The organism is Flavobacterium anhuiense (genome assembly GCF_004151235.1).
Taxonomy (GTDB): Bacteria; Bacteroidota; Bacteroidia; order Flavobacteriales; family Flavobacteriaceae; genus Flavobacterium; species Flavobacterium anhuiense_A.
Genome location: NZ_JUIV01000020.1, coordinates 18667 through 45099, shown reverse-complemented (window position 1 = coordinate 45099; position 26433 = coordinate 18667). Strand labels below are relative to the sequence as shown.

Sequence of the window (26433 nt, the reverse complement as noted above, 5' to 3'; positions counted from 1 at the left end):
AAAAATAAAATGCCAATTAAAGGAATATGAATACCTATAAAAGCGACAAATAGGAATTTAAAAGCATAACTTTTTTTAAGAAAGCTGATTTGTGAGAGTTTATGATACAACTTCATAAAAAGACAAGAATAAGCGTAGATTAATAGCTATTTTTATTGGGGATAATTGCTAAAACAAAATTAGCTTTTATAGCCAATTAAACTAATATTTTGAAGAATTTCTAAATTTTTTCAAAAATTAAATTTGTAAAAGTTTTCAAAGGCTTATTTTTGCGCTATGGGAAGAAAAAATACAGACAAAGTTGTCTTTCATCAAATTCAAGTTCTTGATGCTGGTGCAAAAGGGGTTTCAGTAGCCAAAGCACCTGACGGAAAAGTAATCTTTATTCCGAATGTGGTACCTGGAGATGTTGTAGACGTACAGACATTAAAAAAAAGAAAGGCTTACTACGAAGGTAAAGCTGTAAAATTTCACGAATTATCTGAATATAGAGTAGATCCGATATGCGAACATTTTGGAGTGTGTGGAGGTTGTAAATGGCAAAATATGAAATACAGCCAGCAACTTGCATTTAAACAAAATGAAGTTAAAAATCACTTACAAAGAATAGGGAAAATTGAGCTTCCAGAATTTGAAGATATTTTAGGTTCTGAGAAACAGTTTTTCTATAGAAATAAAATGGAATTTTCTTTTTCTAACAGCCGTTGGCTTACAGAAAAAGAAATTGGAAGCACGGAAGACTTAGGAAATAGAAATGCTTTAGGATTCCATATTCCGAAAATGTGGGATAAAATTCTTGACATCAATAAATGTCATCTGCAAGAAGATCCCTCAAATGCTATTCGTAACGAGATCAGAGCTTTTGCAAACGAGCATAATTTAGCATTTTTTAATCCGAGAGAACATTCTGGATTATTGAGAACTGTCATGATTCGTACTGTCTCTACAGGAGAAATTATGGTTTTAATTCAGTTTTTTGAAGATGACAAAGAAAATAGAGAATTAATTCTTGGCCATTTATACGAGAAGTTTCCACAAATCACTTCTTTACAATATGTGGTAAACGGCAAGCAAAATGACACTATTTACGATCAGGATGTTATTCTTTACAAAGGAAGAGATTACATTTTAGAAGAAATGGAAGGTCTAAAATTCAGCATTAATGCAAAATCTTTCTACCAGACAAATTCTGACCAAGCCTACGAATTATACAAAATAACACGTGATTTTGCTGGTCTTACAGGAAACGAGACGGTTTATGACTTATATACAGGAACAGGGACAATTGCTCAATTCGTTTCTAAAAAAGCAAAAAAAGTAATCGGAGTAGAAAGTGTTCCAGAAGCTATTATTGATGCTAAAGCCAATGCAGAGCGCAATAATATTACAAATTGCGAGTTTTTTGTTGGTGACATGAAAGTAGTCTTCAATGAAGCTTTTATTGCACAGCACGGTAAACCAGATGTTATTATTACAGATCCGCCTCGAGACGGAATGCATAAAGATGTTGTGGAGCAAATTTTAAAAATTGCACCAAAAAGAGTAGTTTATGTAAGTTGTAATTCTGCAACTCAAGCACGTGACTTAGCTTTAATGGATGAAAAATATAAAGTGACGCGCGTGAGACCTGTAGATATGTTTCCGCAGACACATCATGTTGAAAATGTTGTACTTTTAGAACTTCGATAAAAAATAGATGAAAAAACTAATTTCTCTTTTACTGCTCTTTACTTTTGGCTTATCCAGCTGTGAGAAAGATGATATTTGCGATGCCAATACACCAACTACACCTAGATTGGTGATTACATTTTTTGATATTGCCAATCCGACAAAAACTAGAAATGTGAGTAACTTAAAAGTTATTGGTGACGGAATGGAACAGGGAATTGTTTTTAATGAAAGTCTCGCCGTTGATGATCCGTTGAGATATGTAACCAGCGGAAGTAGTGTCATGATTCCTTTAAAAATAAATGACAACACAACAACCTTCAAGTTTATTTATAACTCTTTAAGTGAAACGCCTACAACGATCAATACTGATGTTATAAAATTCAATTATACGACACAAAATGTGTATGTATCTAGAGCTTGTGGATTTAAAACCATTTTTCAGTTAACAAACGTTGCACCTTTTGTTCACACTGATCCAGACGGAGATACTTTTTGGATGACCGAAGTTGATTTAGAAAACCCTAACATTGAATTTGAAAATGAAACACACATTAAAGTTTATTTTTAGTCTTTCATTATTGTTTTCAATGTTTTTAGGTTTTGCTCAGGATGTGCCTGAAATTTCTAAAAATAAAGACACAATAGTGGCTAAAAAGCCTCAAACAGAAAAAACTGTAAAAACGGTAAAACCAGAAATTCAGGAAGCTCCAAAAGATAGCGTTGTAAAAACTGATCGCTACGGACTTCGTGTTGGTGTTGACTTGTACAAACTAACTCGCGGACTTTACGATAAAGATTACAAAGGAATTGAATTTGTAGGAGACTGGCGTTTGACAAAAAAATATTATATAGCCGCAGAATTAGGATACGAAGACAAAACTACAGAAGACGACCGATTGACTTCTTCTGCTAACGGAACCTATATTAAAGCAGGTTTTGATTATAATTTTTATCAAAACTGGTTAGATATGGAAAACCTGATTACGATAGGAATGCGTGGCGGATTCAGTACTTTTAGCCAAGAGCTAATTAATTACAAAATCTATAATCCGAATCCATATTGGGGTGAATTGCCTCCGATAAATGAAGGTCAAAAATACAGCGGACTTACAGCAACTTGGATCGAGGTTGCAATGGGATTAAAAGCAAAAGTTTTCAATAACGTATTTGTCGGTTTTGGTGTTCAGCTTAAACTTTTGGCTACTAACAAAGAGCCAAACAATTTTGAAAACCTTTATATTCCAGGATTCAACAGAACTTATGACGGAAGTTTTGGAATTGGTTTCAACTATACGGTTTCTTACTTTATTCCGATTTACAAGAAAAAAACAATGGCATCTGAAATTGCAAAGAAAGAAGAGCCTAAGAAGAAATAGTTTTTTTTTTAGACGCTAAGATTCTAAGATACTAAGGTTCTAAGATTAAAAAAAAAGGGGAAAATTCAATTTGAATTTTCCCCTTTTTTTATGATGTTTAGAAACTAAGCAACTTAGAACCTTAGTAGCTTAGCAACTCGAAACTATGTTAATTGAAAATTAATTGCTGCTTGTGTGTGTATTAAAGTTGTGTCAAAAATCGGAACATTTAAGTCTCCTTCTTTTATGACTAGCGGAATTTCAGTACACCCTAAAATGATCCCCTCTGCTCCGTTTTTTATCAATTCATTTGCTATTTCTAGATAACGTTTTTTTGTCTCTTCTGTTGCAAGTCCTCTTCCTAATTCTTCAAAAATCGTATAATGAATGAAATCTTTGACTTCTTCGCTTACTGGAATTATTGTTTCAATTCCTTTGTCAGCAAGTTTGTCTTTAAAGAAATCCAATTCCATAGTAAATTTCGTTCCCAAAAGACCTACTTTCTTCAGCTGTTTTTTCTCAATTTCAATTGCTGTTTCTTCAGCAATATGAATAAGAGGAATATCAATAGCATTTTGCAGTCTATCTGCAATTAAATGCATGGTATTGGCACATAAAAGAATAGCTTCTGCCCCGCCCGATTTTAAAACTTCTGCAGCTTTCAAAAGCATACTAAAAGTCGAATCCCAATCGTTGGCATCGTTATTCTTTTTAATATCGGCATAATTAAAAGAGTAAATCAAACACTCAGAGAAATTCAATCCGCCGAGTTTTTCATTAATCCCTTTATTAATTAAAGTATAATAATCTGATGTAGAAACCCAGCTGATTCCGCCGATAAGTCCAATTTTCTTCATATATTTTGATTATTCGATTTCTTTGATTCCTTTTATAAAAAGCCATTTCATAAAAAGCTTTTCGCCGTCTTTGGTTCTCACAGCTTGAAATTTAGGACCAATAATAGTTCCAATTACAAATGCCGTCATCGGAATCCAAATTCCAGTCAGTCCTGTATAAGCAGCAATCAAATATCTAAATGCAAGAAATAGAATTGCAAAAGCTGCTAATTGGTATAAAAAAGCTCGTAGTTGTAGTTTTGACATGTTTTTTTAGAGTTGCTAAGGTTCTGAGATGCTAAGATGCTAAGTTTTTCTTCTTGCAACTTATATTCTTAGAAACTTAAAATTTATTTTAAATTATATTTTTTTCATTTCACTAAAATTCTTAGCATCTCAGAATCTTAGTATCTTAGAAACTTATGACTGAAATTTCGTTCTCTTACTTCCTTCGTACATTTCGTATTTCACCAAACGCGCTTCAAGACTTCCGTTGAAAAGTTTGATTTTTCTTGACGGTTTTAATCCTACAAATTTTAAAGCTTCAAGATTTGCCGTGATAAACCAAGCATTTGTTCCAGGATAATTTTTCTTCAAAGTGTTTCCAATATTAGCATAGAATCTTTCCATATTAATATCTAAACGCTCATCGTAAGGCGGATTGAAAACGATATGAAGTTTTCCTTCTGTTTCTTTTTCCGTGTCAAAGAAATTTTCTTCGTAAACCTTAATATAATCTTCTAAATTGGCATTTCTGATATTGTCTTTGGCTTTGTTTACAGCACTTGGTGCTTTATCAAAACCTTTAATCGTATAATGAAACTCGCGTGTTTTTTTCATTAAACTATCCACAATTGTATCAAACAAATCATTATCCCAATCTTTCCATTTTTCAAAAGCGAACTCTTTTCTGTTGATGTTTGCTGGAATATTGCAGGCAATCATAGCCGCTTCTGCCAAGAAAGTTCCAGAACCGCACATTGGGTCAAGAAAATGGCTTTGCCCTTCCCATCCAGACAATAAAAGGATTCCAGCTGCTAAAACCTCATTAATTGGCGCAATATTCGTAGCTGTTCTATAACCACGCTGATGAAGAGAAGCCCCAGAAGTGTCTAAAGCTACCGAAACCTGATCTTTATCGATATGAATATTAATGCGTAAATCTGGATATTGCTTGTCTATGCTTGGTCTTTGCCCTGTTCTTTCTCTAAACTGGTCTACAATTGCATCTTTACATTTCTGAGAAACAAATTCAGAATGATTGAAATAAGTAGAATGCACCGTGGTATCAATCACAAAAGTCTGATTCGCATTTAAATATTTTGACCAGTTTAAACCCGAAATACCTTTGTATAAAGCCTGCTCATTATTTGCTCTAAAAGAATAAATTGGTTTAAGGACTTTAAGAGCCGTACGCAAAGAAAGATTGGCTTTGTACATAAAACCTTTATCTCCTTTAAAGCTCACCATTCTCACTCCTTTTTCAACATCCTGAGCGCCAAGTGTGCGCAATTCTTTTTCTAATATTTCTTCAAAGCCAAAAAAACATTTGGCAATCATTTTAAAATTTTCTTCCATTTCTTTTTCAATTAAAAAAAGCCAATCGCTATAACATTTTATTATACTGGTATAAATACGTATCGTAGCGAAATAGTTATTTTTCGGCAAAAATACACTAAATTTGCCGGACTTTGAATTAATTGAAATAGAATAAATGTCTCAAGAACATAACGCATCAACCCCAAACCAAGAAGACGATAATCAAAACTGGTATTCTTCATGGTTTGATACGCCATATTATCACATTCTTTATAAGGATCGTAATTATCGTGAAGCTCAGATTTTCATGGACAATTTAACGCATTACCTTAATTTGCCTGAGAAAGCAAAAGTATTGGATTTAGCGTGCGGAAAAGGCCGTCATTCTATTTATTTAAATCAACTTGGCTATGATGTTTTAGGAGCAGATTTGTCTGAAAACAGTATTGCCGAGGCCAGCAAAAACAGCAACGAAACACTGCATTTTAAAGTGCACGATATGCGCGAGCCGTTTGAAGAAAAGTTCGACGCTATTTTTAACCTTTTCACTAGTTTTGGCTATTTCGAAAGCGACGATGATAATCTAACAACCTTAAAGGCAATTAAGGAAAGTCTGTCTGAATATGGTTTTGCTGTTATCGATTTCATGAACGTGGCAAACGTTATTGAAAATCTTGTGCCTGAAGAAGTAAAAACGGTTGACGAAATAGATTTTCACATCAAAAGATATGTTGAAGACGGACATATTTTCAAAGAAATTGATTTTGAAGACAAAGGCAGAAAATATCATTTTACAGAAAAAGTAAAAGCACTAACTTTGAAAGACTTTCAGGATTTAATGGACGAAGCTGGAATTTTCCTTCTGGACATTTTTGGAGACTATAAACTCAAAAAATTCCATAAAACTGAAAGCGAAAGATTAATCATGATTTTTAAATAAATTGGTTAATCATTTAATTGTTTAACCGTTTAATCGGCAAAGAAAACAATTAAACGATTAAACGAATCAACGGTTAAACAAATATAAATGAACTATTTATTACCCTTATTTTCTGTACTTTTAGGATATAGCGCGGCTTTGTTTATAAAACCCGAAAACAAAACCAATTTAAAATTGCTACTGGCTTTTAGCGGTTCTTTTTTATTGTCATTGACCGTAATGCACCTTCTTCCTGAAGTTTACGAATCGCATAATCATAATATCGGAATCTTCATAATGGTCGGAATTTTATTCCAGATCGTACTCGAATTTTTCTCAAAAGGAGCAGAACACGGACACGTTCACGGACATGCAAAAATGTCTCAAATTCCGTGGCTGTTGTTTGCCAGTCTTTGCATTCATGCCTTTTTAGAAGGCTTTCCAGTAAGCCATCACCACGGTTTGGCTGTCGGAATTGCCATTCATCACCTTCCAATCGCTGTAATCTTAACGACATTTTTCATTAATGCCGATTTAAACAAAAAAGCCATTTTTGCGTTCATGCTTACATTTGCTATCATGACACCGCTAGGAACAGTAGCTTCTGAATATTTGCCTTTTTTGAGTAAATATTACACCGAAATAACAGCAATCGTAATTGGTATTTTATTTCACATTTCATCAACGATTATTTTTGAAAGCAGTGAAGGGCATAAATTCAACATTGCCAAAGTTTCGATGATTGTTCTCGGAATTTTATTGGCATTCTTTTTATAATGTGTCAATTAGGAAATGTGTCAATTAGAAAATTATCATTATCTAATTGGCACATTTTTTTAATTATCTAATTTAGTTAGCCCTCTTCTTCTCGTCCTGATTTCCGAAAGCGCGTTCCTTAACATTAATCTTTTTATTTCCAAAATTGTAAATCACAGACAAACGCACAAAACGATTGCTTTCATTTTGGCTATAAACCTGTTTCACACCATTTACAACCGAAGTGAAATCTTTTAAATAAGAAGTATTAAAAATATCATTGGCTAAAAAGGCAATTTGAAGCGTTTTATTCAACAAATCTTGTTTGAAACCAATATCAAAACTTGAAACATAACCAACCTCATACAAACCGCTTTTAAAAGGTGAACTATAATTGAAATCAATTTGAAGTTTCGTGTTTTTCCCTAAAACAAATGTATTATTTGTCGTGAAATCAATCTGTAAACTATTTGATGGCGTTGCATTTATGCCGTTTATAAACTTCGTTTCAGACCCCAAAAAGTACAATGTATTTTCGCTTTGCCACCAGTCTGCAAAAGTTGCCGAATAAGTTTCACCAACACCGTAATTCAAACCATTATAATAATTCTCACGCGTTACGATTTGCGTATTTGTTTCTGGGTTTGAGGTAAAAACAATTCCATATCCGTTTGTAATGGCATTTACAAAAACACTTGTTCTTAAAACTTCTTTATAAGAATGCGACAATTCAAAATTATCACTAAATGAAGGCTTTAAAAACGGATTTCCCTCAGAATAACTGTTACTATTAATATAAACCCTAAAAGGATTCAGCAAATCAAAACGAGGTCTATTGATTCTTTTCCCATAATTCAAACTAAAACTATTATTCTCGTTTTTCTTGTACGAAGCATAAAAAGTCGGAAACAGCTTCAAATAATTATTTGTATTCTCCTGATTCAGCGTTTCAGAAAACCCGTTAGTCTGGGTATTTTCAAGTCGCAAACCCATTTGAAGATTCCACTTTTCGTTTATTTTTTTATCTCCATTAATGTAAACCGCCTGATTATTTTCAGTGTATTTAAATCGATTTGATTGACTCGGATCTAATTCTGGAGTTCCTGTAGCAGTATTGTAAAAAACGACATCGCTTATGCTATTGGTAAAGCTCATTTTTGCTCCATAAGATAAATTAAACGATGGCAAAGGATGCTCCATATCTGCCTTAAAACTCCAATTGTCAATATCCTGATTTGAAATATTTCTCCCTGACTGATTTACATCAATAAATATCATATCCGGCGTATAATTATTAGCAACAAAATTTCGGTCGAAATTAGAACTGAAATCAAAATAATCCACATCAAAAGATAGTTTTCTTTTTGAATCCAATTTTGTAATCAAATGCGCGTTGTAGGTTTGATTTCTTGAACCTTTATCGGTATAACTATCATTTAGCGTCACATTATCCAATTGGTTTTGATGATTATAATTATCAATTCTAATATCCGATTTAAAATCTGGATTATTTCTGTCGTTTAAATATTGAAAACCAATTGTCGTACGCTCTGAAAGATCATAATCTAAAGCTAGTTTTCCCGAAAGATTTTCTGTTTTTACTTTTGTTGTACTGTACATGTGCGATAATCCGTCAGGAAAATACATTTTTAAATCGTCTGTTGCGTTCAAATAACCTGTTTTACCATTAATGCTGGCAGAAAATCTAAACTTATTTTTATTATAGAAAAAGTTGTCTCTCAAAGTCCCAATCCCATATTTATTCTGATCGTAAGAAACCGTCGTAGTATTTTTCCAAGAATCGCGAACTCCTTTTTTCATGATAATATTAATCAAACCTCCAGTTCCTTCTGCATCATATTTAGCAGGCGGATTACTAATGATTTCAATATTTTTAATATCAGCAGACGAAATAGATTTCAAATAATTATTCAATTCCTCTCCTGTCAACTCAATTATTCTGCCATCAATCATAACACGAGAAGTTCCTTTTCCTAATATCGTAATGGCATCATTTTTTACCACAACTCCCGGTGCAGTATTAATGGCTCCCAAAGCGTCTCCACCAACCGTTGTAACGTTATTTTCCAGATTGTAAATCAGACGATCTGTTTTCTGCTCGACAGTTTTCTTCTTATTCTGAACTACAACTTCTACCAAATGTGTTGCACTTTCTTTTAAAATAATTATTCCTAAATCAGTATCCTTTTCAATAATGGTTTCTTTTTCATATTCTTCAAATCCCAAAAGACTAATCTCTATTTTATAAGTTCCTTTTTTAAGATTTATTTCAAAAGAACCATCTTGTTTGGTTGTAGTTCCATCAATAATTTTTCCTTCTGAATTTGATACTGAAATATCTGCCCATTCCAATGGCATTTTTTCGCTGGCTATTTTTCCTTTTAACTTAAGTGATTGTGCTAAACAAAATAAAGGAAATACTAAAAAGATAAGAAGGTTTACTTTTTTCATGGTTTCTAATTTTAACTTGTTCGATTAATTTGAAGCAAAGTTGCCTTAGAAAATCTGCCTATGCGACCGACAAAAAAAAGTCGAACCAATTTCTATTTCTAAAACTGGTTCGACTTTAATTAGCTTGAAGTACGACTTTTTACAAAGCGCTTATTTTTAACTATTTCTGTATGCTGTAGGCGTCAAATTTGTATATTTTTTGAATGAAGTATTAAAAGAAGATTTCGAATTAAAACCCACTTCATACAATATTTCCAACACTGTAACCTGGTTTTTCGATTGATCTTTCAGAATATGCATCGCTTTTTGAATGCGGTATTCATTCACAAAATCAAAAAAATGCTGGTCCATATGATGATTAATTAAAACAGATAAATCTCTAACAGGCATATTAATTTGATTTGCCAATTCTTGAATCGTAAGCGATGGATCAAGAAACGGCTCTTTATCTACCATGTATTGTTTTAGTGCCGATATCTGAGTATTAATCAGATCGTTTTGCTCACTGCTAGTTTCTGTTTTTTCTTCAACCTCAGGCAGAATATCTTTGGTCAGTTTTAATTTAGAATTTACTCCTCTAAAAAGCTCTGGATGTTTTAAAGCTTTCATTATAAACCAACAAGTTATAAATAAAGCAATAGTTCCAACAAGCACATTTGCCCATAAAAAAACTTCTCTAAAACCGCTATATCGAAGTACATTTTTTAATGCGACAATAGAATGCGCCACTAGAAATACGCAAGTCATTTGAAAAAGCCATTTATAAGTCGAAATACCTGTATTGGCATAATTCTCCAAATAGATTTCTTTATACTTCTTCAAAATCAGAAAAACGCTTACGATATAAAAACCATACTGCAATTCGATTAAAATCTGAATAAAATAGATTTCAGACATTTCATTTAATGTGCCAATGAAACTTCCATTTACAATACTTAAATATATTCTAGGTATAAAAATTAAATTGACTATCACAAAAGGAAGCAGATGAATTAAATGTTTCCATTTCAATCGAAAATCTGAATAACAAACAGCTAATACATAAAGATAAAACGATGGCATTCCCAACAGACAGAAAGTTGCTCTGAAAATTTCTAAATTTCGGTGATCTTCTGTATACAAGTACATAAAGAAACCGCTAAGATCTATAGCCGAAAAAATAAAAAACAAAGCAAAAATGCGGTTTGACAGTTTATTTTCTGTTTTAACAGTCAGTAAAAAAAAGGCCATTAATAAGGAAACAAAAACAGAAATTCGAGCAATTCCCTGTAATAAATCTAATTTGTCCATTTATCTTTTATGAATATTAAACAAATATAATATTTTAGTTTATGTAACAAAGCCTTATTAAAACCGTCTTTATGCAGAAAACTAGAAGAAAAAAATTGATTTTAAATCTCTGAGACTTTGCAAGATTGATATAAAATATATTAATTTTGACGAGTCTAAATAACGATAAAATGACATTTACGAAAACTACTGAACAAGCCTCAAAATATGAACATTTAGAGAAGATGTCTGTTCATGAACTGTTATCTAATATAAACCAAGAAGACAAAACTGTGCCTTATGCAGTCGAGAAAGCTTTGCCGCAAATAGAAGCTTTGATCCCGCAAATTGTTGCAAAGTTAAAGCTAGGCGGCAGATTGTTTTATATTGGAGCAGGAACTTCTGGTCGACTTGGTGTTGTTGACGCTTCTGAATGTCCGCCCACTTTTGGCGTTCCTTTTGATTTAGTAAATGGCATTATTGCTGGCGGTGATACAGCCATAAGACGTGCTGTAGAAAACGCCGAAGACAGTACAACAAATGCTTGGATCGATCTTCAAAATCACAACATCAATTCAAACGATGTGGTTATTGGAATCGCTGCTTCTGGAACTACTCCTTATGTTATTAGCGGTTTAGAATCATGTAATAAAAACAATATTGTAACGGGATGTATTACTTGTAATGCAGGGAGTCCGCTGGCATTGACGGCACAATTTCCAATCGAAGTTGTAGTTGGCCCAGAATTCGTTACAGGAAGTTCTAGAATGAAAGCTGGAACTGCACAGAAATTGGTTTTAAATATGATTTCGACTGCTGCAATGATTCAGCTTGGAAAAGTGAGAGGAAATAAAATGGTTGACATGCAGTTAAGCAATATCAAACTCGTTGATCGCGGCGTCAAGATGATTATGGATGAAATTGCGGTTTCTTACGAAGAAGCTTCTGAATTATTGAAAAAATACGGCAGCGTGAGAAATGCTGTTGACAATTATAAAAAGTAAAAAGTTTTTACGGTGCTTATTTAACCGCAAGGTTCGCAAGTTTTTTCAAAGCTTTGCGAACCTTGCGTTTTATTAAAGTTTCTAATGTAAAAAAACTTTGCGACCTTTGCGGTTAGACAAAAGTCAAACAACTTGAAACTTGACACAAGGAAAACCTGAAACTAAAAACATGGCAACAAATAAAGAATTACTTATAAAAGGAGTGAAATATTTATCAGGCGCTCTGCCTCTTATGTTTCTTGGCCCAACATTGATTTATAATGCTTTTCAGAATCAGGGCAACAATTGGCATTACCTTGTTTTAGGAATCGGAATTGTAGCTTGCCTTTCTTCTATGTTTTTGATCTTTTTAGGATTGAAAATTATTATGAAAGGTATATTTAATGACTAATTTGTATCTTTACTAAAATTCTTTGTTATGGATATACAAGCAGAAATAAACTGGATTCATCAAGAAATTGATAAAGTAAAAGACCCCTCTTTTGTAGAAAAATTAAAACATCTCTTACAATCAATAAATAATACCGCAATTGATTCGGATGCAGCTTATAATTTAGATATTGAAAATGCCTTAGACGATATTAAAAAAGGTAATTTTTATACTGAAGATGAAGCTAAAGAAATTGCAAAAAAATGGGGAAGAAAATAATTTGGACAAAAAATGCTTTGAGCCAATTAGAAGACATTCATTTTTACATTTTCTTTGAAAGCAAATCAATCACAATTGCTGACAAAGTAGTTAATACTATTTTTGAAAGTACCGAAATACTTAAAACACAGCCTGAAATTTATAAACTTGATAAACAAAAAGCCAACAATGATGGCAGTTTCAGAGTTTATTCTGTTTACGATTACGCTATTTCTTATCAAATAACGAAAGAGAACATCTATATACTTCGAGTGCGTCACAATGCACAAAAACCTAAAAAATATTCATGGAAAGTCTAATTCATATTCAGAAAACATTTGAGAAAGTTGTTTATATCGATAAACGAATAAACAATCGCGAGTTTGAAGATTGTGTGTTTAAAAATTGTGACTTTTCCAGCAGTAATTTTGGTTCTAATACTTTTCTTGACTGCGAATTTATTGACTGCAATTTGTCTATGACCAGCTTGGCAGGAACGAGTTTAAAAAATGTCACTTTCAAAAACTGCAAACTTCTAGGAATCGCTTTTAACGAATGTGATGATTTTTTATTTCAGGTATATTTTGAAGATTGTACTTTAGATTATGCCTTATTTTCGAATAAAAAAATGCCGAAAACCAAGTTTATCAATTCTTCTGTGCGTGAAGTAACTTTTATAGGAACTAATTTAACGAGTTCTGTTTTTGACAATTGCAATCTTGACGGCGCTATTTTTAACGAAACCCAATTGGCGGGAGTTAACTTTAAAACAGCTTACAATTATAAAATTGACCCTGAATTTAATCCGATGAAAAAAGCCCAGTTTTCTACTGAAGGAATTGTTGGATTATTAGATAAATATGACATTAAAATCATTTGATTATGAATGCAGATCAATCTTACCTAGAAAGTGTCAAAAAGCAATTTTTATATTATAAAATGCTTGGCGAAAAAGCAATTGACCAACTTGAACCATCACAGCTTTTTGTTTCTTTTAATGACAACACCAACAGTATAGCGACAATCATAAAACATATTTCTGGCAATATGCTTTCTCGTTGGACAGATTTTTTAACTTCTGACGGCGAGAAAGAATGGCGATACCGTGATTCCGAATTTGAAAACGATTTACAATCTAAAGAAGAAGTTTTGGAAGTTTGGAATAAAGGCTGGAATTGTCTTGAAAATGCTTTGGAAAGCTTAAAACCTGAACAGCTTTCAGATATCATTTACATTAGAAATGAAGGCCATACGGTTATTGAAGCTATAAATCGTCAATTAGCACATTATCCTTATCATGTCGGACAGATTGTTTTTTATGCTAAACAATTGAAAAACAGCGAATGGAATAGCTTATCGATTCCGAAGAATAAATCGGGAAATTATAATGCCGAAAAGTTTGCCAAAGAAAAAGAAATCAAGAACTTTACCGATGATGAATTAAAGAGATTGAAATAATTTATCTTTCTAAATATGAAATCAAAAGATAACGAAACGCATCAATTTTTACCAAGCGGAGAATGGGAAGGATTTTATTGCTATTCTAATTCGTCTGCGCAACATAAAATGTCTATTGAATTGAGTTTTTCAAATTCAATTATTACGGGTTCTGGAATTGATGATGTTGATTCTTTTCGATGGAATGGTTCTTATAATTTGGAACATTTTAAACTTAAAATGGTAAAAACTTATCCAACACATATTATTAATTATGCTGGAGATATAGACGAAAACGGCATTTGGGGTGTTTGGGATAATCCTGAAGACTTGAGTTTTTTTTCTGATTTTTCGCCAAACGTTCTTCAACAAATTAAAGCTATGACAAAAGGAGGTTTTCATATCTGGCCAAAAGCAAACAAAAGCGAATCTAAAGAGGAAGTCAGAGAAGAAGTCAAAGAATCTAAAAAACTGAAAGAGTTTTATATTCAAAAAGTTTAAATTATATACAAGTGTTTCTTGTTATCCTAATGCCCTAGCCCCGATTGCAATGGAAATCCTTTTTATTTTTTCTTTAAAAATAAAAAGATTGAAATGGAAAGCGGGATTAGCTCCTAAAAAAACAACTTAATTAAAATGAAAAAAATACTATTCTTATTTCCGGTACTTGCTTTAGTATCTTGTTATAATACAGAACACAATTGCAAGGATTTTAAAACTGGAAAATTCAAATTTGAAACAGAAGTCAACGGCATTAAAAAAACAACTTATTTTGAACGCAAAGACGATATTGAAATCGAAACTTTTGAAGGCAAAACAGATACGGCGACCATTCGTTGGGTAAGTGACTGCGAATATGTGCTGCAGAAAAAGCATCCAAAAAATATGGCTGAAGAAAAAGCCATCAGCATGAAGATTTTAACGACTTCTAAAGATTCTTATACTTTTGAGTTTGGTCTGGTTGGTTCTGAAGAAAAACAGCGAGGTACAGTTTATAAAGTAGATTAAAAGAATTAAGCTTTTTTGCCACAAAGGCACAAAGACTCCAAGGATTTATTTCTTTGCGACTTTGTGCCTTTGTGGCAAATTATTATAACGTGTTTCTTTTACATTTCTATTTTAAATAGTACATTAGAACTTTAATCCAACCAAATGAAAAATACCATTTCACAAAGAGTTGCTGACTTTTTAAAAGGATATCCGCCGTTTAATTTTTTGCATCAGAGAGATTTAGAAAAACTGTCTGAACAGATTTCGATTATATATAAAGAAAAAGATGCTGTAATTTTTGCCGAAAATGACAAAACGCACGACTCATTTTATGTAGTTCATAAAGGTGCTGTCGCTCTGAAAAAAAGCACTAAAAATACGGTTTTGGACATGTGCGATGAAGGCGATATTTTTGGACTTCGTCCGCTTTTAGCGCAGGAAAACTATATTATGGAAGCGGTAGCGCATGAAGAAAGCATTTTGTACGCTATTCCGATTGCCGTTTTTAAACCTTATGCGCTAGAAAATAGAAATGTTGGCAATTTCTTGATTGAGAGTTATGCTTCTAATACGCGAAATCCGTATTCGGATATTCATAAAGATAAATTATATGGTGACGATCAGCTGAATGAAAATCTGCATTCCAGCAATCATTCCTTCGATTTAGCGCCCATCAAATATTCGAAAAAAATAGTTACCTGCAGTCCGTCAACGACAGTTAAGGATGTTGCTAAAATTATGAATAAGAAAAAAGTCGGTGCCATTTTGATTGTAGATGAAATGCTTCCGATTGGTATTTTGACGGATAAAGATCTTCGAAATAAAATTGTCACTGGAGATTTTCCTATAACGACAACTGCCGAAACAATAATGACAAAACCGGTTATTACGTATCCGAAAAAAATGACGGTTACCGAGGCGCAAATGGCGATGATGAAAAGCAATATCAGCCATTTATGTTTGACAAAAGACGGGACTGTAAATACAAAAGCAGTTGGAATTTTGTCAAAACACGACGTTATGGTGGCGCTCGGAAATAATCCAGCGGTTTTGATAAAAGCGTTGAAACGTACCAAAAAGATTAAAGAGATAAAACCAATTCGTAACCGAATTATGCAATTGCTTCAAGGTTATTTGGATCAAAACATTCCAATGACTTTGATTACCAAAATCATTACCGAATTGAATGAAGCCTGCATAACTCGAGTTATCGAAATTTGTATAGAAAAAATGAGCAGTCCGCCTCCTGTAAAATTCGCTTGGCTAGCACTTGGAAGTCAAGGACGTGGTGAACAAATGTTGCATACTGATCAGGACAATGCGATTGTGTACGAAAATGTAAATGAGGTTTTTAGAGATGAAACTAGAGTGTATTTTCACAAATTTGCTAGTCTTGTAAATAAAGGCCTTTTTGAGATTGGTTACGATTATTGCCCCGCCGACATGATGGCTTCAAGTCCAAAATGGTGCATGAGTTTGGACGAATGGAAAGCTCAAGTGCATCATTGGATTACAAATCCTGGAAAGAATGAAGTTTTACTTTCATTCATTTTCTTCGATTACAGCAAAACTTATGGCGATTCTGAAATTGTTAACGAATTGTCTGATTCTATTTTTGAAACCATAAAGGCGAACCCGATTTTTTATATGCATTTGGTGAGTGGTGCTTTGCAAAGCCCTTCTCCTACAGGTTTCTTTAGACAATTTCTGGTTGAACAAGACGGCGCAAACAAAGATAACTTTGACATTAAACGAAGAGCTTTAATGCCTTTAACCGACGCAGCGCGTGTTTTAATTTTATCGCATTCGGTAAAAGGAATCAGTAATACGGCAGAGCGTTTTGAGAAACTGGCTGAACTGGAACCAAATAACAGAGAATTATATTTATCGTGTTCTTATTCGTTTAAAGCTTTACTGAAATTCAGAACCAAACAAGGATTACTGCATCATGATTCTGGTCAGTTTATCGAATTGGAATCTTTAACCAAAATGGAAAAAATTAAACTGAAACGTACTTTTAAAACGATTAAAGAACTTCAGGAACTTATTTCAGTACGTTATAATATCTCAAATCTGGTATAATAATGAGCTTATTCAATTTTTGGAAGAAAGAAGAAAATAATCCATTCGATGAAAATATTACCATCGAAGAAACTCGTTTTGTAGTTTTAGATACCGAAACTACTGGATTTGATTATGACAATGATCGCATTTTATGCATTGGTGCATTGATTCTTCAAAACGGAATTATTAATGTTCAGGATAGTTTTGAAGTTTATTTGGAACAAGATCATTATGATAAATCGACCGCTCAGATTCATGGTATTTTAAAAGATCTACTTGTCAAACGTCCTACCGAATTAGAAGCTTTACAGCAGTTTTTAGACTTTTTAGGAGATTCTATAATCATTGCGCATCATACCATTTTTGATGTTACGATGATTAATAGAGCTTTAGAACGAAACGGACTTCCGCAATTACAAAACAAAACTTTAGATACAGCTTATTTATACAAAAAGACTTTAATTCAATCACATTTATTTGAGCGAAAAGACCATTATACCTTAGATGATTTAGCCGATAAATTTGACATTTCAAAAAAAGACCGTCATACTGCTTTGGGCGATGCTTATATTACTGCGATAGCTTTTCTTAAGATTGTTAAAAAACTGAAAGAGAAGAAAGCAACCAATCTAAATCAGCTCTTTAAATAATTTTATGATTTTTTTAGGAGTCTTAAATTTACATTCGAAACTTTCAATTTACCATTTCATAATACAAGACTTACATTTATTATCATTAAGAAAAAATTAACGTAACGTGTACTTTGTTTTAGAGAGATAGCTTTGCCTTAATCAAAAAAATAAAAAACACTTTATGAAAGCTAACTTTTTAAAATCAATTACCTTGCTTGGACTTGCAGGTCTTTCTGCAATAAGCTGTCAAAATGATGACAAAGATTCAAAAAATGATGTAAACGCAAGTATCGATTTTACTTCACATTCAAAAGTACCTCCTTTTGTGTATGCTCAAACAGGTTTTGAAAACTTAAAAATCAGTACTTTAATTACAAGTGCAGATGTACTTCCAAATTCACCTTCTTTTGTTTACGGAGCGCAGCCAGACGGAGCTGGATTAATGAAAGATCCAAATGGTGATGGATACATTATGATTACCAACCACGAAATTATCCAATCGGTGTCAAGAGTATATTTAGATAAAACTTTCAAACCTGTAAAAGGAGATTATATCGTTGATGGTGTTGGAGGTCTTACTCGTTTATGTTCTGCTACTCTAGCAACTCCAGAAATCCATGGGTTCGGACCAATCTTTTTAACTGCCGGAGAAAGCGGTCAAGAGAGTATGGTTCATGGAATTAATCCTCTTGGATTGTCTACTGATAAAGCAAGAACTGACAGAGTGTTGCCAGCTTTAGGAAAAGCAAGTATGGAAAACGCTGTTCCGCTTCCAAAAGAAGCTTATCCAGGAAAAACAGTTATTCTTATTGGTGAAGATCAATCATATTCAACTTCTCACGTAAGTGCTGGTCAGCTGATTATGTATGTAAGCACAGTTGGTGATTTGTCTAACGGAAAATTATACGCTTTAAAAAGAACTGACGGAAATCAGGTTGAAACTACTATGACTTTAAACAATTCATATCCAGTTGAATTTGTTGAAATTCCGAATGCTAAAAACTTAACTGGTGCTGTAATCAATACAACGGTTAATGACTTAAAAGCAATTCGTTTTTCAAGAGTTGAAGACGTAGATTACAGAAAAGGAAGCGCAAGCAACAACAGAGAAATCTACTTTACTGCAACTGGTCAGGCAACAAATAATGCTCCTGTTGAAGGATATACAATGTGGGGAAGAGTTTATAAAGTAAAATTAGACGCAACAAACCCATTAAAAGGAACTTTAGAATTGGCTGTGGAAGGTGATAGCACTCCTGGAACAGGAATCATTAATCCAGATAACTTATGTGTAACTGAAAACTACGTTTACATTCAGGAAGATGGCGACAGCTATTATGCAGATGCAAAACACGATTCATATATCTGGCAGTACAATATTGCTACAAAACAAAATAAACCGTGGTTAAACATGAACCACAAGAGAACAGATACGGCTTGGAACACACTTTACAACCAAACTGGCGAAATGAGATTTGGAAGCTGGGAATTTGGAGCTATGCAAGACATTTCAGACATCATTGGTGTACCAGATACTTTCACGGTAAATATTCACCCTCATACTTGGCAGAGTGATGCATTCAAGAATGCTGACGGTTCAGGAACTCAAACTAACAAAGAGGGAGGACAAACTGTAATTATTAGAAACGTACAACGCTAATAATTTCTACCGAAATCTTATTGACAACCCTTATTTTTCGATAAGGGTTGTTTCTATTACAACACCACTATGAAATTAAAACATCTTACTTTTCTATTCCTATTGCTTTCTTTTTTCTTTTCATGCAAAGAAAGCGAAGCTTCAAAACCAACGGTTAAACAAGAACTACTTGTCGATTTAAGTAAACTTAGCAATGAAATTACTCAATTTCAAAAGCTTGTAAAAAGCAATTCTTCGCAGAAAGAAATTGTAAAGCAATTTAAAAAATCTCGTCTGGCATACAAAAAAGTCGAATGGGCAATTGAATATTTCATTCCTGAAACAGCTAGATTCATGAACGGTCCCGCTCTTGACGAAATGGAATTGGAAGAAAACCGATCTTTTGAGCCGCATGGTTTTCAGGTTATGGAAGAAATGATTTATCCTGAATACAATCCTGAAAGCAAAGAAGATTTAACGAGAGAATTGAATATTTTTCAATCCAATATCAAACAGCTCAAAAGCACTTTTGAAGTGATTACTATTAGCGATGATTACGTTTTGGATGCTATGCAGCAGAATGTTTTTAGAGTTATTGCTTTAGGAATCACTGGTTTTGATAGTCCGATTTTGCAGTCTTCAATTCCAGAAGCTGGCCAAAGTTTAATTTCAATTCCAGAAACACTTAAAAAGATTGATACTGATAACAAATCGGTATCCGAATTAAGAGAGTTAACAAAAAACGCACAAAAATACTGCTCTGAAAATAATAATTTCAACGCTTTCAATCGTGCCGTTTTTATAACTGAATATTTGAATCCGATTTCAAAAAAACTGAAAACTTTTCAGAAAGAAGAAAACATTAAAAATGTAAAGAAAAGCAGTCCGTTAAAACCAACAATTGAAACTTTATTTGACAAAGATGCTTTTGATGTAAATGCATTTGTGCTTTCTAAAGAATATAATTTCACTAAAGAAAAAGCGATTTTAGGCGAAAAATTGTTTTATGACACAAGTCTTTCCAAAAACAATGACCGAAGCTGTGCAACTTGCCATAATCCTGAAAAAGCTTTTACTGATGGCTTAAAAACTAATATTTCATTAACGGGAATGAATTTACCACGAAATACTCCTACTCTAACCTATGCTTCTCTGCAAAATGCTCAATTTTGGGATATGCGTCAGTTGGATTTAGAAAAACAGAGTGTAGATGTGATTCAGAATAAAGACGAAATGCATGGTTCGATGGAAAATATTCATGCTAAAATTCTACTTGATAAAGAATATGTAAAACTATTCAAAAAAGCCTTTCCAAAAACATCAAAACCAGAAGCGTGGCAGATTCAGAATGCTATTGCGAGTTATGTACGTTCTTTAAATGCTTTTGATTCTAGATTTGATGAATACATGAGAGGAAATAAAAACGTCCTAAACAATGAGGAAATCGAAGGAATGAATCTTTTTATGGGAAAAGCAAAATGTGCAACTTGCCATTTTACACCTTTATTTAACGGAACGGTTCCACCAAGTTATTCCAAAACCGAACACGAAGTTATCGGAACTCCAAATGAGTCTTCGGGAAAATCCTTAAGTCCAGATAAAGGCCGTTACGTATACAATAAAATGCCTCAATTGGTTGGTGCTTTTAAAACGCCAACTGTAAGAAATGTAGCTGTAACTGCTCCATACATGCACAACGGAGTTTTTAAAACGCTCGAAGAAGTAGTTTCATTCTACAATAAAGGCGGTGGAATTGGTTTAGGCTACGAAGTAGAAAACCAAACGCTTCCTTTTGACAAACTGAATTTAACGGTAAAAGAAGAAAAAGCTCTTGTTGCTTTTATAAAAACGCTCACGGACAAGAAATACCAGTAAAACCAAAATAAATCTCTATTAAATAAAAACGCCGAAAAAATATTTTTTCGGCGTTTTTTCATTCTTTTATTCTTCTATGAAAAGGCGATAAGGAAATACATTTGACGACCTATTTTTTAAGTTCTTTATAAAACTTTCAGACAGATAATCCCATTCTGTAGCTGATAGATAATTTCTCTCTGTTGCATTTATTTTTAGATAAATATCTACCGTTCTACTAAAACCTGCTTTTACAGAAATTTCTTTTCGCGTTCCTTTTTCTATTCTAATATCTGTTAAACAACTTTTAAAATGATTAAATCCAAATGCTTTTATATCTGCAAAAGTTACGATTCTGCCACGAGTAAGTAAAGCATTTCGATAAGCCAAAATACGGTCTTTATTATTTTGCTTGTTCATACCGCCAACAGTATTGGTAACCAAAACTGCTTCTTTACTTACAAACAGTAAATCGTCTTTCGATTCTAAAACAGTTCCTGCTTTGATGTCATTTCCTTCTTCTGCACAAGTAGACCAATAATGTATACTAAATGACTTTCCTATAGATTCATCAATCTTTGGCTTAATCATCAGGTACGGATCATTATTTTTAGAAAAACTGCTTTCTCTCGCCTGTTGTTCTACAGAAGCTAAAAGCTGATTTATTTCAAGGAATTCCTGCTGGAAAACTTAAAGAAGAAGAGAAACAAAGACTTAATACTATTGAAGAGGTTTTAGGACGAAGAGTTATCGGTCAAGATCACTGCATTGAGACAGTTGCTGGTTCTATTTTAGAATCGCGTTCAGGACTCAGTAAAGCTGGTCAGCCAATCGCTTCTTTCTTTTTCTTAGGACCAACAGGAACGGGAAAAACCGAATTAGCTAAATCTTTAGCTGAATTTCTTTTTCAGGATGAAAACGCAATCATTCGTTTTGATATGTCTGAATTTAAAGAAGAACATTCGGCTGCACTACTTTATGGTGCACCTCCAGGATATGTTGGTTATGAAGAAGGTGGATTATTAGTAAACAAGATTAGACAAAAGCCCTACTCTATTGTTTTATTTGATGAAATTGAAAAGGCACATCCTTCCGTTTTTGACGTATTTTTACAGATTATGGACGAGGGAAAACTACACGATCGTTTAGGTAAAGAAGGCGATTTTTCCAATGCCATAATTCTCTTTACTTCGAATATTGGTGCAGATCATATCGTAAATACATTCAACAATGCTGAAATTCCAACTTCAGGTTCTTTGATGGAAATTATGGCAAATTATTTCAGACCTGAATTTTTGGGAAGATTAACTGAAATAATACCTTTTGCGCCTATCAGCAAAGAAAATGCATTGAAAATTTTTGAAATCCATCTTAAAAAGGAATTTATGGATTTATTAAAAAACATCAATATTAAAGTAGAGATTCCGATGGAAGCCAAGCTCTATCTTGCTGAAAATGGTTATAATGCTAAATATGGAGCAAGACCTATTAAAACCATTATCAGAACTCATTTAAGAAGACCTCTAGCTAAAAAAATAATTTCGGGAGAAATAAAAGATGGTGATATTGTTTCTATTAGTATTGAAAACAACGAAGTAAAATGGGTTATAACAGAACCTATTTCCGTTTAGAATTAATTGATCTATCAAATAAAAAAACGCTAAGAATAAATCTTAGCGTTTTTTATATAAAATCTATTTTTTATTAATATGTATACTGAATAATTTCAGGAGAAGTTGAATCAGAAAAACTTGTAGTCTTTTCTATTGGAAAATTATTTGCATCATATTTATAAGTAGTTATATCTATATCTGTATGAACATTATTATCAGATCCTGAAATGTAAGTCCTTTTAGTTACATTATTAATGGCTGGTTCATCATCTAATAATAAATTCCAACCAACAACATTTTTAAGAGGGCTATTTTTTGCATCATACTCGTAGATTTCTACAGAATTATAATTAGAAAATGATCTTTCCGCTTTAATTAAATTTCCATCTCTGAATGTTAATGTCCCAGTTTGCCCATTTTTTTCTTCAATTCCTGTTTCGATATTTACCTTAAATTGTTCATAAGAAACCGTTCCATCATTGTTATGAGTATATTTAGTCTTATGATTATACAAATCATCATACTTTTCAACGTAACTTGTCATCAGCCCATTTGTATAACCATATACAATAGAACCGTCTGGTAATCCGTCCACATCAAATTCCTCAATTTTTGTTATTTGATTTCCTGTATAAGTAAATTTTCTTTGTGAACCATCTTCTTCAGTTATACTTACAACCTTATTGCCATTATATTGAACGGTTCTTGTAATTGGGCTTCCATTTTCGAATTCAGTTATTTTTCTAACTAAAATAGAAGATGCCGAATCTGATGAATCGTCTTTTGAACAAGAAGCAAATACAAATGCAACGGCACTTAATAAACATAAAAATTTTTTCATGATTTTGATTTTAAATTAATTCACGAATTTAGACATCAAAATATGACAAATACTCCAGTTAAAGTTTAAATTATAACAAAATAAGACTTATTAATTTTATGTTAAAACATTTATTTTTAACATAAAAAAACGCTAAGAAATCAATCTTAGCGTTTTTCATTTCTATTCTAAAACCAAACCTATTTGGCCGTCATCGTCTAATTCTGTTTCAACAGGATCATCTTCTGGGATTTCTGGTTTTTCAGGAACTTCTTCAACTGGCTCTTCATAAGGAAGCGGATCTAATAAATTTACTTGTCTTAATTTATCAGTTGTCAATTGATTTCCAAGAGCTTTGAAACCTTTTACGGCTATAAAGTCTTCTACATCAATATGAAGATCGTCTTTTTGAACGCCTTTTACTTTCGCAAAAACTAATTGTGCCACTGGGCGATAATCAGTCGAAACGATTTCTAACTGCGAATTTGGGTGATCTGTAATAAAGCTTTCTTCTTTTCCTTCATTTTCAACCAAGAAACGCTTCAAGAAATAACGCTCTTTTTCTCCATCATAGTAAATCGCAGAAATAGGTTTTTTAGGTTTCCATTTCTCCAAAACAATCATATCTTCATCAAAATGCGTAGATAACTCTGGAATTATTACTTTTAATTTTCCTGACTGGCTAATTACTAATATTTTATCTGTCGGCTTAAACTCTCCTAACAATTCCCCTCTTGCATCAACATTTAAGCGTTTTACAGTATCATCAAACCAAACTTTTCTTGGCAATAAAGTCGAAATCCCTTTTTCTTTTAATTCGATTTTCTTGATTGGATATTTGGTCACTAAGTTTCCTTTAGAGCCACGTCCTTTGATTGCTAATTTTGCAAAATCAATATCGAATTTCAGTTTCTTAATCGTTCCAACTTGACGCAGTAAAATAGTTACAACCTCAGCTTCCCCATTTGGATTATGCGAAAAATAAACCACCTGAGAACCGTTTGTTCCATTTGTCAAATCGTACGCTTTATCACGCGTTACTCCAGTAACATTAAAACGTTTTATATACGAAGGACCAGATTTTCCATCACGATACATCATATTATAAATGGTGCGTTTATCGTTTTTATCAAAAACGGCAGCGTGTATAATGTCTTTTCCGATAAAGGTTTTAGCATCTACTTTTGTAATCATCATGGTTCCGTCTCGCAAAAACACGATAACATCATCAATATCAGAACAGTCGCCTACGTATTCATCTTTCTTTAAACTAGTTCCTACGAAACCTTCTTCGCGGTTTACATATAGTTTTGTGTTTCTTAAAACAACTTTTGTAGCTTCAACATTATCAAATACGCGAAGTTCTGTTTTACGCTCTCGTCCTTTTCCGTATTTCTCTTTCAGTTTGGTAAAATAGGCAATGGCAAAATCGGTAAGATGTTCCAAATTGTATTCTACCTCTTTCATTTCCTCTTCTAATCTAGAAATTAATTCATCTGCTTTATCAGAGTCGAAACGTGTGATACGAATCATTGGAATTTGAGTCAAACGCTGTAAATCATCGTCGTTGATTTCTCTAACGAATGATTTTTTGAAAGGCTCAAATCTATCATACAAGTATTTGTATAATGATTCTCTGTCTCCGTATAATTTGAAGTCAATATACATTTCTTCACGAATGAAGATTTTTTCTAAAGTAGAGAAATGCCACTTATTTTTTAATTCTTCTAATTGAATTTCAAGCTCTTGTTTTAGCAAATCAACCGTTCTTTCGGTTGAAATTTTCAACATTTCAGAAACTCCAATAAACAATGGTTTATTATCTTCAATCACACATCCTAAAGGTGCAATAGAAGTTTCACAGGCCGTAAATGCAAATAAAGCATCGATCGTTTTATCTGGCGAAACACCAGGGAAAAGATGAATCAGAATCTCTACATCGGCAGCCGTGTTATCTTCAATTTTCTTGATTTTGATTTTACCTTTTTCATTGGCTTTCAAAATACTATCAATCAAACTCGATGTATTGGTAGAAAACGGAATCTGCGTAATGACCAAGGTGTTTTTGTCTAATTGCGAAATTTTAGCACGAACACGCACACGTCCGCCACGCATTCCGTCGTTGTAATTCGAAACGTCAGCAACACCGGCTGTTGCAAAATCTGGATAAAGCGTAAACGATTTCCCCTTTAAGATTTTAATCGAAGCGTCAATTAATTCGTTAAAGTTATGAGGAAGTACTTTTGTAGAAAGTCCAACCGCAATACCTTCTGCTCCTTGTGCTAAAAGCAATGGGAATTTTACAGGAAGATTAATTGGTTCAGCTTTTCGACCATCATAAGATAGTCCCCATTCTGTAATTTTTGGAGAATACAAAACCTCCAAAGCAAATTTGGATAAACGTGCCTCAATATAACGGGGAGCTGCCGCACCGTCACCTGTTAGAATATTTCCCCAGTTTCCTTGACAGTCAATCAATAAATCTTTTTGACCGATCTGTACCATTGCGTCACCAATACTCGCATCTCCATGTGGGTGATACTGCATGGTGTGACCAACAACATTGGCAACTTTATTATAACGACCATCATCCAGCTCTTTTAACGAGTGCATAATACGACGCTGAACAGGTTTGAATCCGTCCTCGATAGCAGGAACTGCACGTTCCAAAATTACGTACGAAGCATAATCCAAGAACCAGTCTTTATACATTCCCGTTACTTTAGTAATAACGTCTTCGCCTTCTTCTTCTTGATTTTCGTAAAAATGTGCTCCTTCAAAATGTTTTCCTTCTCCATCAATCACATCATCATCTCCATCTTGAATGTTATCTTGATTTTCATCTTGATTATTCTCGTCGTCGTTTGGAATTATGTTATCGTCTTCTTCGTCTTTCATATATTTTGTTCAGTATAACTACTAAAAATTCTTCTAT

The 26433-nt window shown here is 33.2% G+C and carries 25 protein-coding genes and 1 pseudogene; 18 read left to right on the top strand and 8 right to left on the bottom strand.

Annotated features, from left to right (window positions below; genetic code table 11):
• Positions 1-276 precede the first annotated feature (276 nt).
• Genes rlmD through NU08_RS18995 form a run of 3 tightly spaced genes read left to right on the top strand, consistent with a single transcriptional unit; the run spans position 277 to position 3047 of the window.
• Positions 277-1689 carry a 23S rRNA (uracil(1939)-C(5))-methyltransferase RlmD gene (rlmD, locus tag NU08_RS19005; RefSeq protein WP_129748664.1) on the top strand — a complete coding sequence of 471 codons (1413 nt, stop codon included), beginning with the start codon at positions 277-279 and terminating at the stop codon, positions 1687-1689.
• Between the two features lie 7 nt (positions 1690-1696).
• On the top strand, positions 1697-2239 hold the full coding sequence (locus NU08_RS19000; RefSeq protein WP_129748663.1) for a DUF6452 family protein: 543 nt from the start codon (positions 1697-1699) through the stop codon (positions 2237-2239).
• Complete coding sequence (locus tag NU08_RS18995) at positions 2211-3047, top strand: DUF6048 family protein (RefSeq protein WP_129748662.1); 837 nt, start codon at positions 2211-2213, stop codon at positions 3045-3047. The genes NU08_RS19000 and NU08_RS18995 overlap by 29 nt, the downstream gene beginning before the upstream one ends.
• A 143-nt stretch (positions 3048-3190) precedes the next feature.
• Here the strand turns inward: NU08_RS18995 and NU08_RS18990 are convergent, their stop codons facing one another.
• From NU08_RS18990 to NU08_RS18980, 3 genes are all read right to left on the bottom strand, one after another.
• A complete protein-coding gene (locus tag NU08_RS18990; RefSeq protein WP_129748661.1) occupies positions 3191-3883 on the bottom strand; it encodes an aspartate/glutamate racemase family protein in 693 nt (230 codons plus the stop codon).
• Positions 3884-3892: 9 nt separating this feature from the next.
• Positions 3893-4129, bottom strand: a complete 237-nt coding sequence (locus tag NU08_RS18985; RefSeq protein WP_111366710.1) for a hypothetical protein — start codon at positions 4127-4129, stop codon at positions 3893-3895.
• A 153-nt stretch (positions 4130-4282) separates the two neighbouring features.
• The gene (locus tag NU08_RS18980) at positions 4283-5440 is read right to left on the bottom strand and encodes a class I SAM-dependent RNA methyltransferase (RefSeq protein ID WP_129748660.1); all 1158 of its coding nucleotides are present in this window, start codon (positions 5438-5440) and stop codon (positions 4283-4285) included.
• 136 nt (positions 5441-5576) lie between these two features.
• On the opposite strand from NU08_RS18980, the gene NU08_RS18975 reads away from it, so the two are divergent.
• Both NU08_RS18975 and NU08_RS18970 read left to right on the top strand, forming a co-directional pair.
• Positions 5577-6341, top strand: a complete 765-nt coding sequence (locus NU08_RS18975) for a class I SAM-dependent methyltransferase (protein WP_129748659.1) — start codon at positions 5577-5579, stop codon at positions 6339-6341.
• 87 nt (positions 6342-6428) lie between these two features.
• A complete protein-coding gene (locus NU08_RS18970; RefSeq protein ID WP_129748658.1) occupies positions 6429-7097 on the top strand; it encodes a ZIP family metal transporter in 669 nt (222 codons plus the stop codon).
• A gap of 72 nt (positions 7098-7169) precedes the next feature.
• On the opposite strand, the gene NU08_RS18965 is transcribed toward NU08_RS18970, so the two are convergent.
• On the bottom strand, positions 7170-9548 hold the full coding sequence (locus NU08_RS18965) for a TonB-dependent receptor domain-containing protein (RefSeq protein WP_129748657.1): 2379 nt from the start codon (positions 9546-9548) through the stop codon (positions 7170-7172).
• Positions 9549-9704: 156 nt separating this feature from the next.
• On the bottom strand, positions 9705-10838 hold the full coding sequence (locus NU08_RS18960) for a helix-turn-helix domain-containing protein (RefSeq protein WP_129748656.1): 1134 nt from the start codon (positions 10836-10838) through the stop codon (positions 9705-9707).
• A gap of 170 nt (positions 10839-11008) precedes the next feature.
• On the opposite strand from NU08_RS18960, the gene murQ reads away from it, so the two are divergent.
• From murQ to NU08_RS18900, 12 genes are all read left to right on the top strand, one after another.
• The gene (gene murQ, locus NU08_RS18955) at positions 11009-11821 is read left to right on the top strand and encodes an N-acetylmuramic acid 6-phosphate etherase (RefSeq protein WP_129748655.1); all 813 of its coding nucleotides are present in this window, start codon (positions 11009-11011) and stop codon (positions 11819-11821) included.
• A gap of 169 nt (positions 11822-11990) precedes the next feature.
• Positions 11991-12212: a DUF6095 family protein gene (locus tag NU08_RS18950; protein WP_129748654.1), complete on the top strand. Its 222-nt coding sequence runs from the start codon at positions 11991-11993 to the stop codon at positions 12210-12212.
• Between the two features lie 27 nt (positions 12213-12239).
• Positions 12240-12470 (top strand): hypothetical protein, encoded by a 231-nt coding sequence (locus NU08_RS18945; protein WP_111424143.1) that lies wholly within the window; start codon positions 12240-12242, stop codon positions 12468-12470.
• The gene (locus NU08_RS18940) at positions 12455-12769 is read left to right on the top strand and encodes a type II toxin-antitoxin system RelE/ParE family toxin (RefSeq protein WP_129748653.1); all 315 of its coding nucleotides are present in this window, start codon (positions 12455-12457) and stop codon (positions 12767-12769) included. Before NU08_RS18945 ends, NU08_RS18940 begins: the two co-directional genes overlap by 16 nt.
• Positions 12757-13329 (top strand): pentapeptide repeat-containing protein, encoded by a 573-nt coding sequence (locus NU08_RS18935; RefSeq protein ID WP_129748652.1) that lies wholly within the window; start codon positions 12757-12759, stop codon positions 13327-13329. The genes NU08_RS18940 and NU08_RS18935 overlap by 13 nt, the downstream gene beginning before the upstream one ends.
• A gap of 2 nt (positions 13330-13331) precedes the next feature.
• Complete coding sequence (locus NU08_RS18930) at positions 13332-13907, top strand: DUF1572 family protein (RefSeq protein WP_129748651.1); 576 nt, start codon at positions 13332-13334, stop codon at positions 13905-13907.
• Positions 13908-13922: 15 nt separating this feature from the next.
• Entirely contained in the window at positions 13923-14387 is a 465-nt protein-coding gene (locus NU08_RS18925; RefSeq protein WP_129748650.1) for a hypothetical protein, read from the top strand.
• A gap of 135 nt (positions 14388-14522) precedes the next feature.
• Positions 14523-14894, top strand: a complete 372-nt coding sequence (locus tag NU08_RS18920) for a DNA topoisomerase IV (RefSeq protein ID WP_129748649.1) — start codon at positions 14523-14525, stop codon at positions 14892-14894.
• A 144-nt stretch (positions 14895-15038) separates the two neighbouring features.
• Entirely contained in the window at positions 15039-16958 is a 1920-nt protein-coding gene (locus tag NU08_RS18915; RefSeq protein ID WP_129748648.1) for a DUF294 nucleotidyltransferase-like domain-containing protein, read from the top strand.
• 2 nt (positions 16959-16960) lie between these two features.
• Positions 16961-17590 carry a PolC-type DNA polymerase III gene (locus NU08_RS18910; protein ID WP_129748647.1) on the top strand — a complete coding sequence of 210 codons (630 nt, stop codon included), beginning with the start codon at positions 16961-16963 and terminating at the stop codon, positions 17588-17590.
• A 163-nt stretch (positions 17591-17753) separates the two neighbouring features.
• On the top strand, positions 17754-19232 hold the full coding sequence (locus NU08_RS18905; RefSeq protein ID WP_129748646.1) for a hypothetical protein: 1479 nt from the start codon (positions 17754-17756) through the stop codon (positions 19230-19232).
• Positions 19233-19301: 69 nt separating this feature from the next.
• The gene (locus NU08_RS18900) at positions 19302-21086 is read left to right on the top strand and encodes a cytochrome-c peroxidase (protein ID WP_129748645.1); all 1785 of its coding nucleotides are present in this window, start codon (positions 19302-19304) and stop codon (positions 21084-21086) included.
• A gap of 66 nt (positions 21087-21152) precedes the next feature.
• On the opposite strand, the gene NU08_RS18895 is transcribed toward NU08_RS18900, so the two are convergent.
• Positions 21153-21656, bottom strand: a complete 504-nt coding sequence (locus NU08_RS18895; RefSeq protein WP_242502597.1) for a hypothetical protein — start codon at positions 21654-21656, stop codon at positions 21153-21155.
• A gap of 83 nt (positions 21657-21739) precedes the next feature.
• Between NU08_RS18895 and NU08_RS18890 the strand changes: the two are divergent.
• Positions 21740-22696 (top strand): annotated as a pseudogene (locus NU08_RS18890) (AAA family ATPase); the annotation flags it as partial.
• A gap of 73 nt (positions 22697-22769) precedes the next feature.
• Here the strand turns inward: NU08_RS18890 and NU08_RS18885 are convergent.
• A complete protein-coding gene (locus NU08_RS18885) occupies positions 22770-23519 on the bottom strand; it encodes a hypothetical protein (RefSeq protein WP_129748643.1) in 750 nt (249 codons plus the stop codon).
• Between the two features lie 162 nt (positions 23520-23681).
• Positions 23682-26396, bottom strand: coding sequence for a DNA gyrase/topoisomerase IV subunit A (locus NU08_RS18880; protein WP_129748642.1), 2715 nt, complete (start codon positions 26394-26396; stop codon positions 23682-23684).
• Positions 26397-26433: the final 37 nt, after the last annotated feature.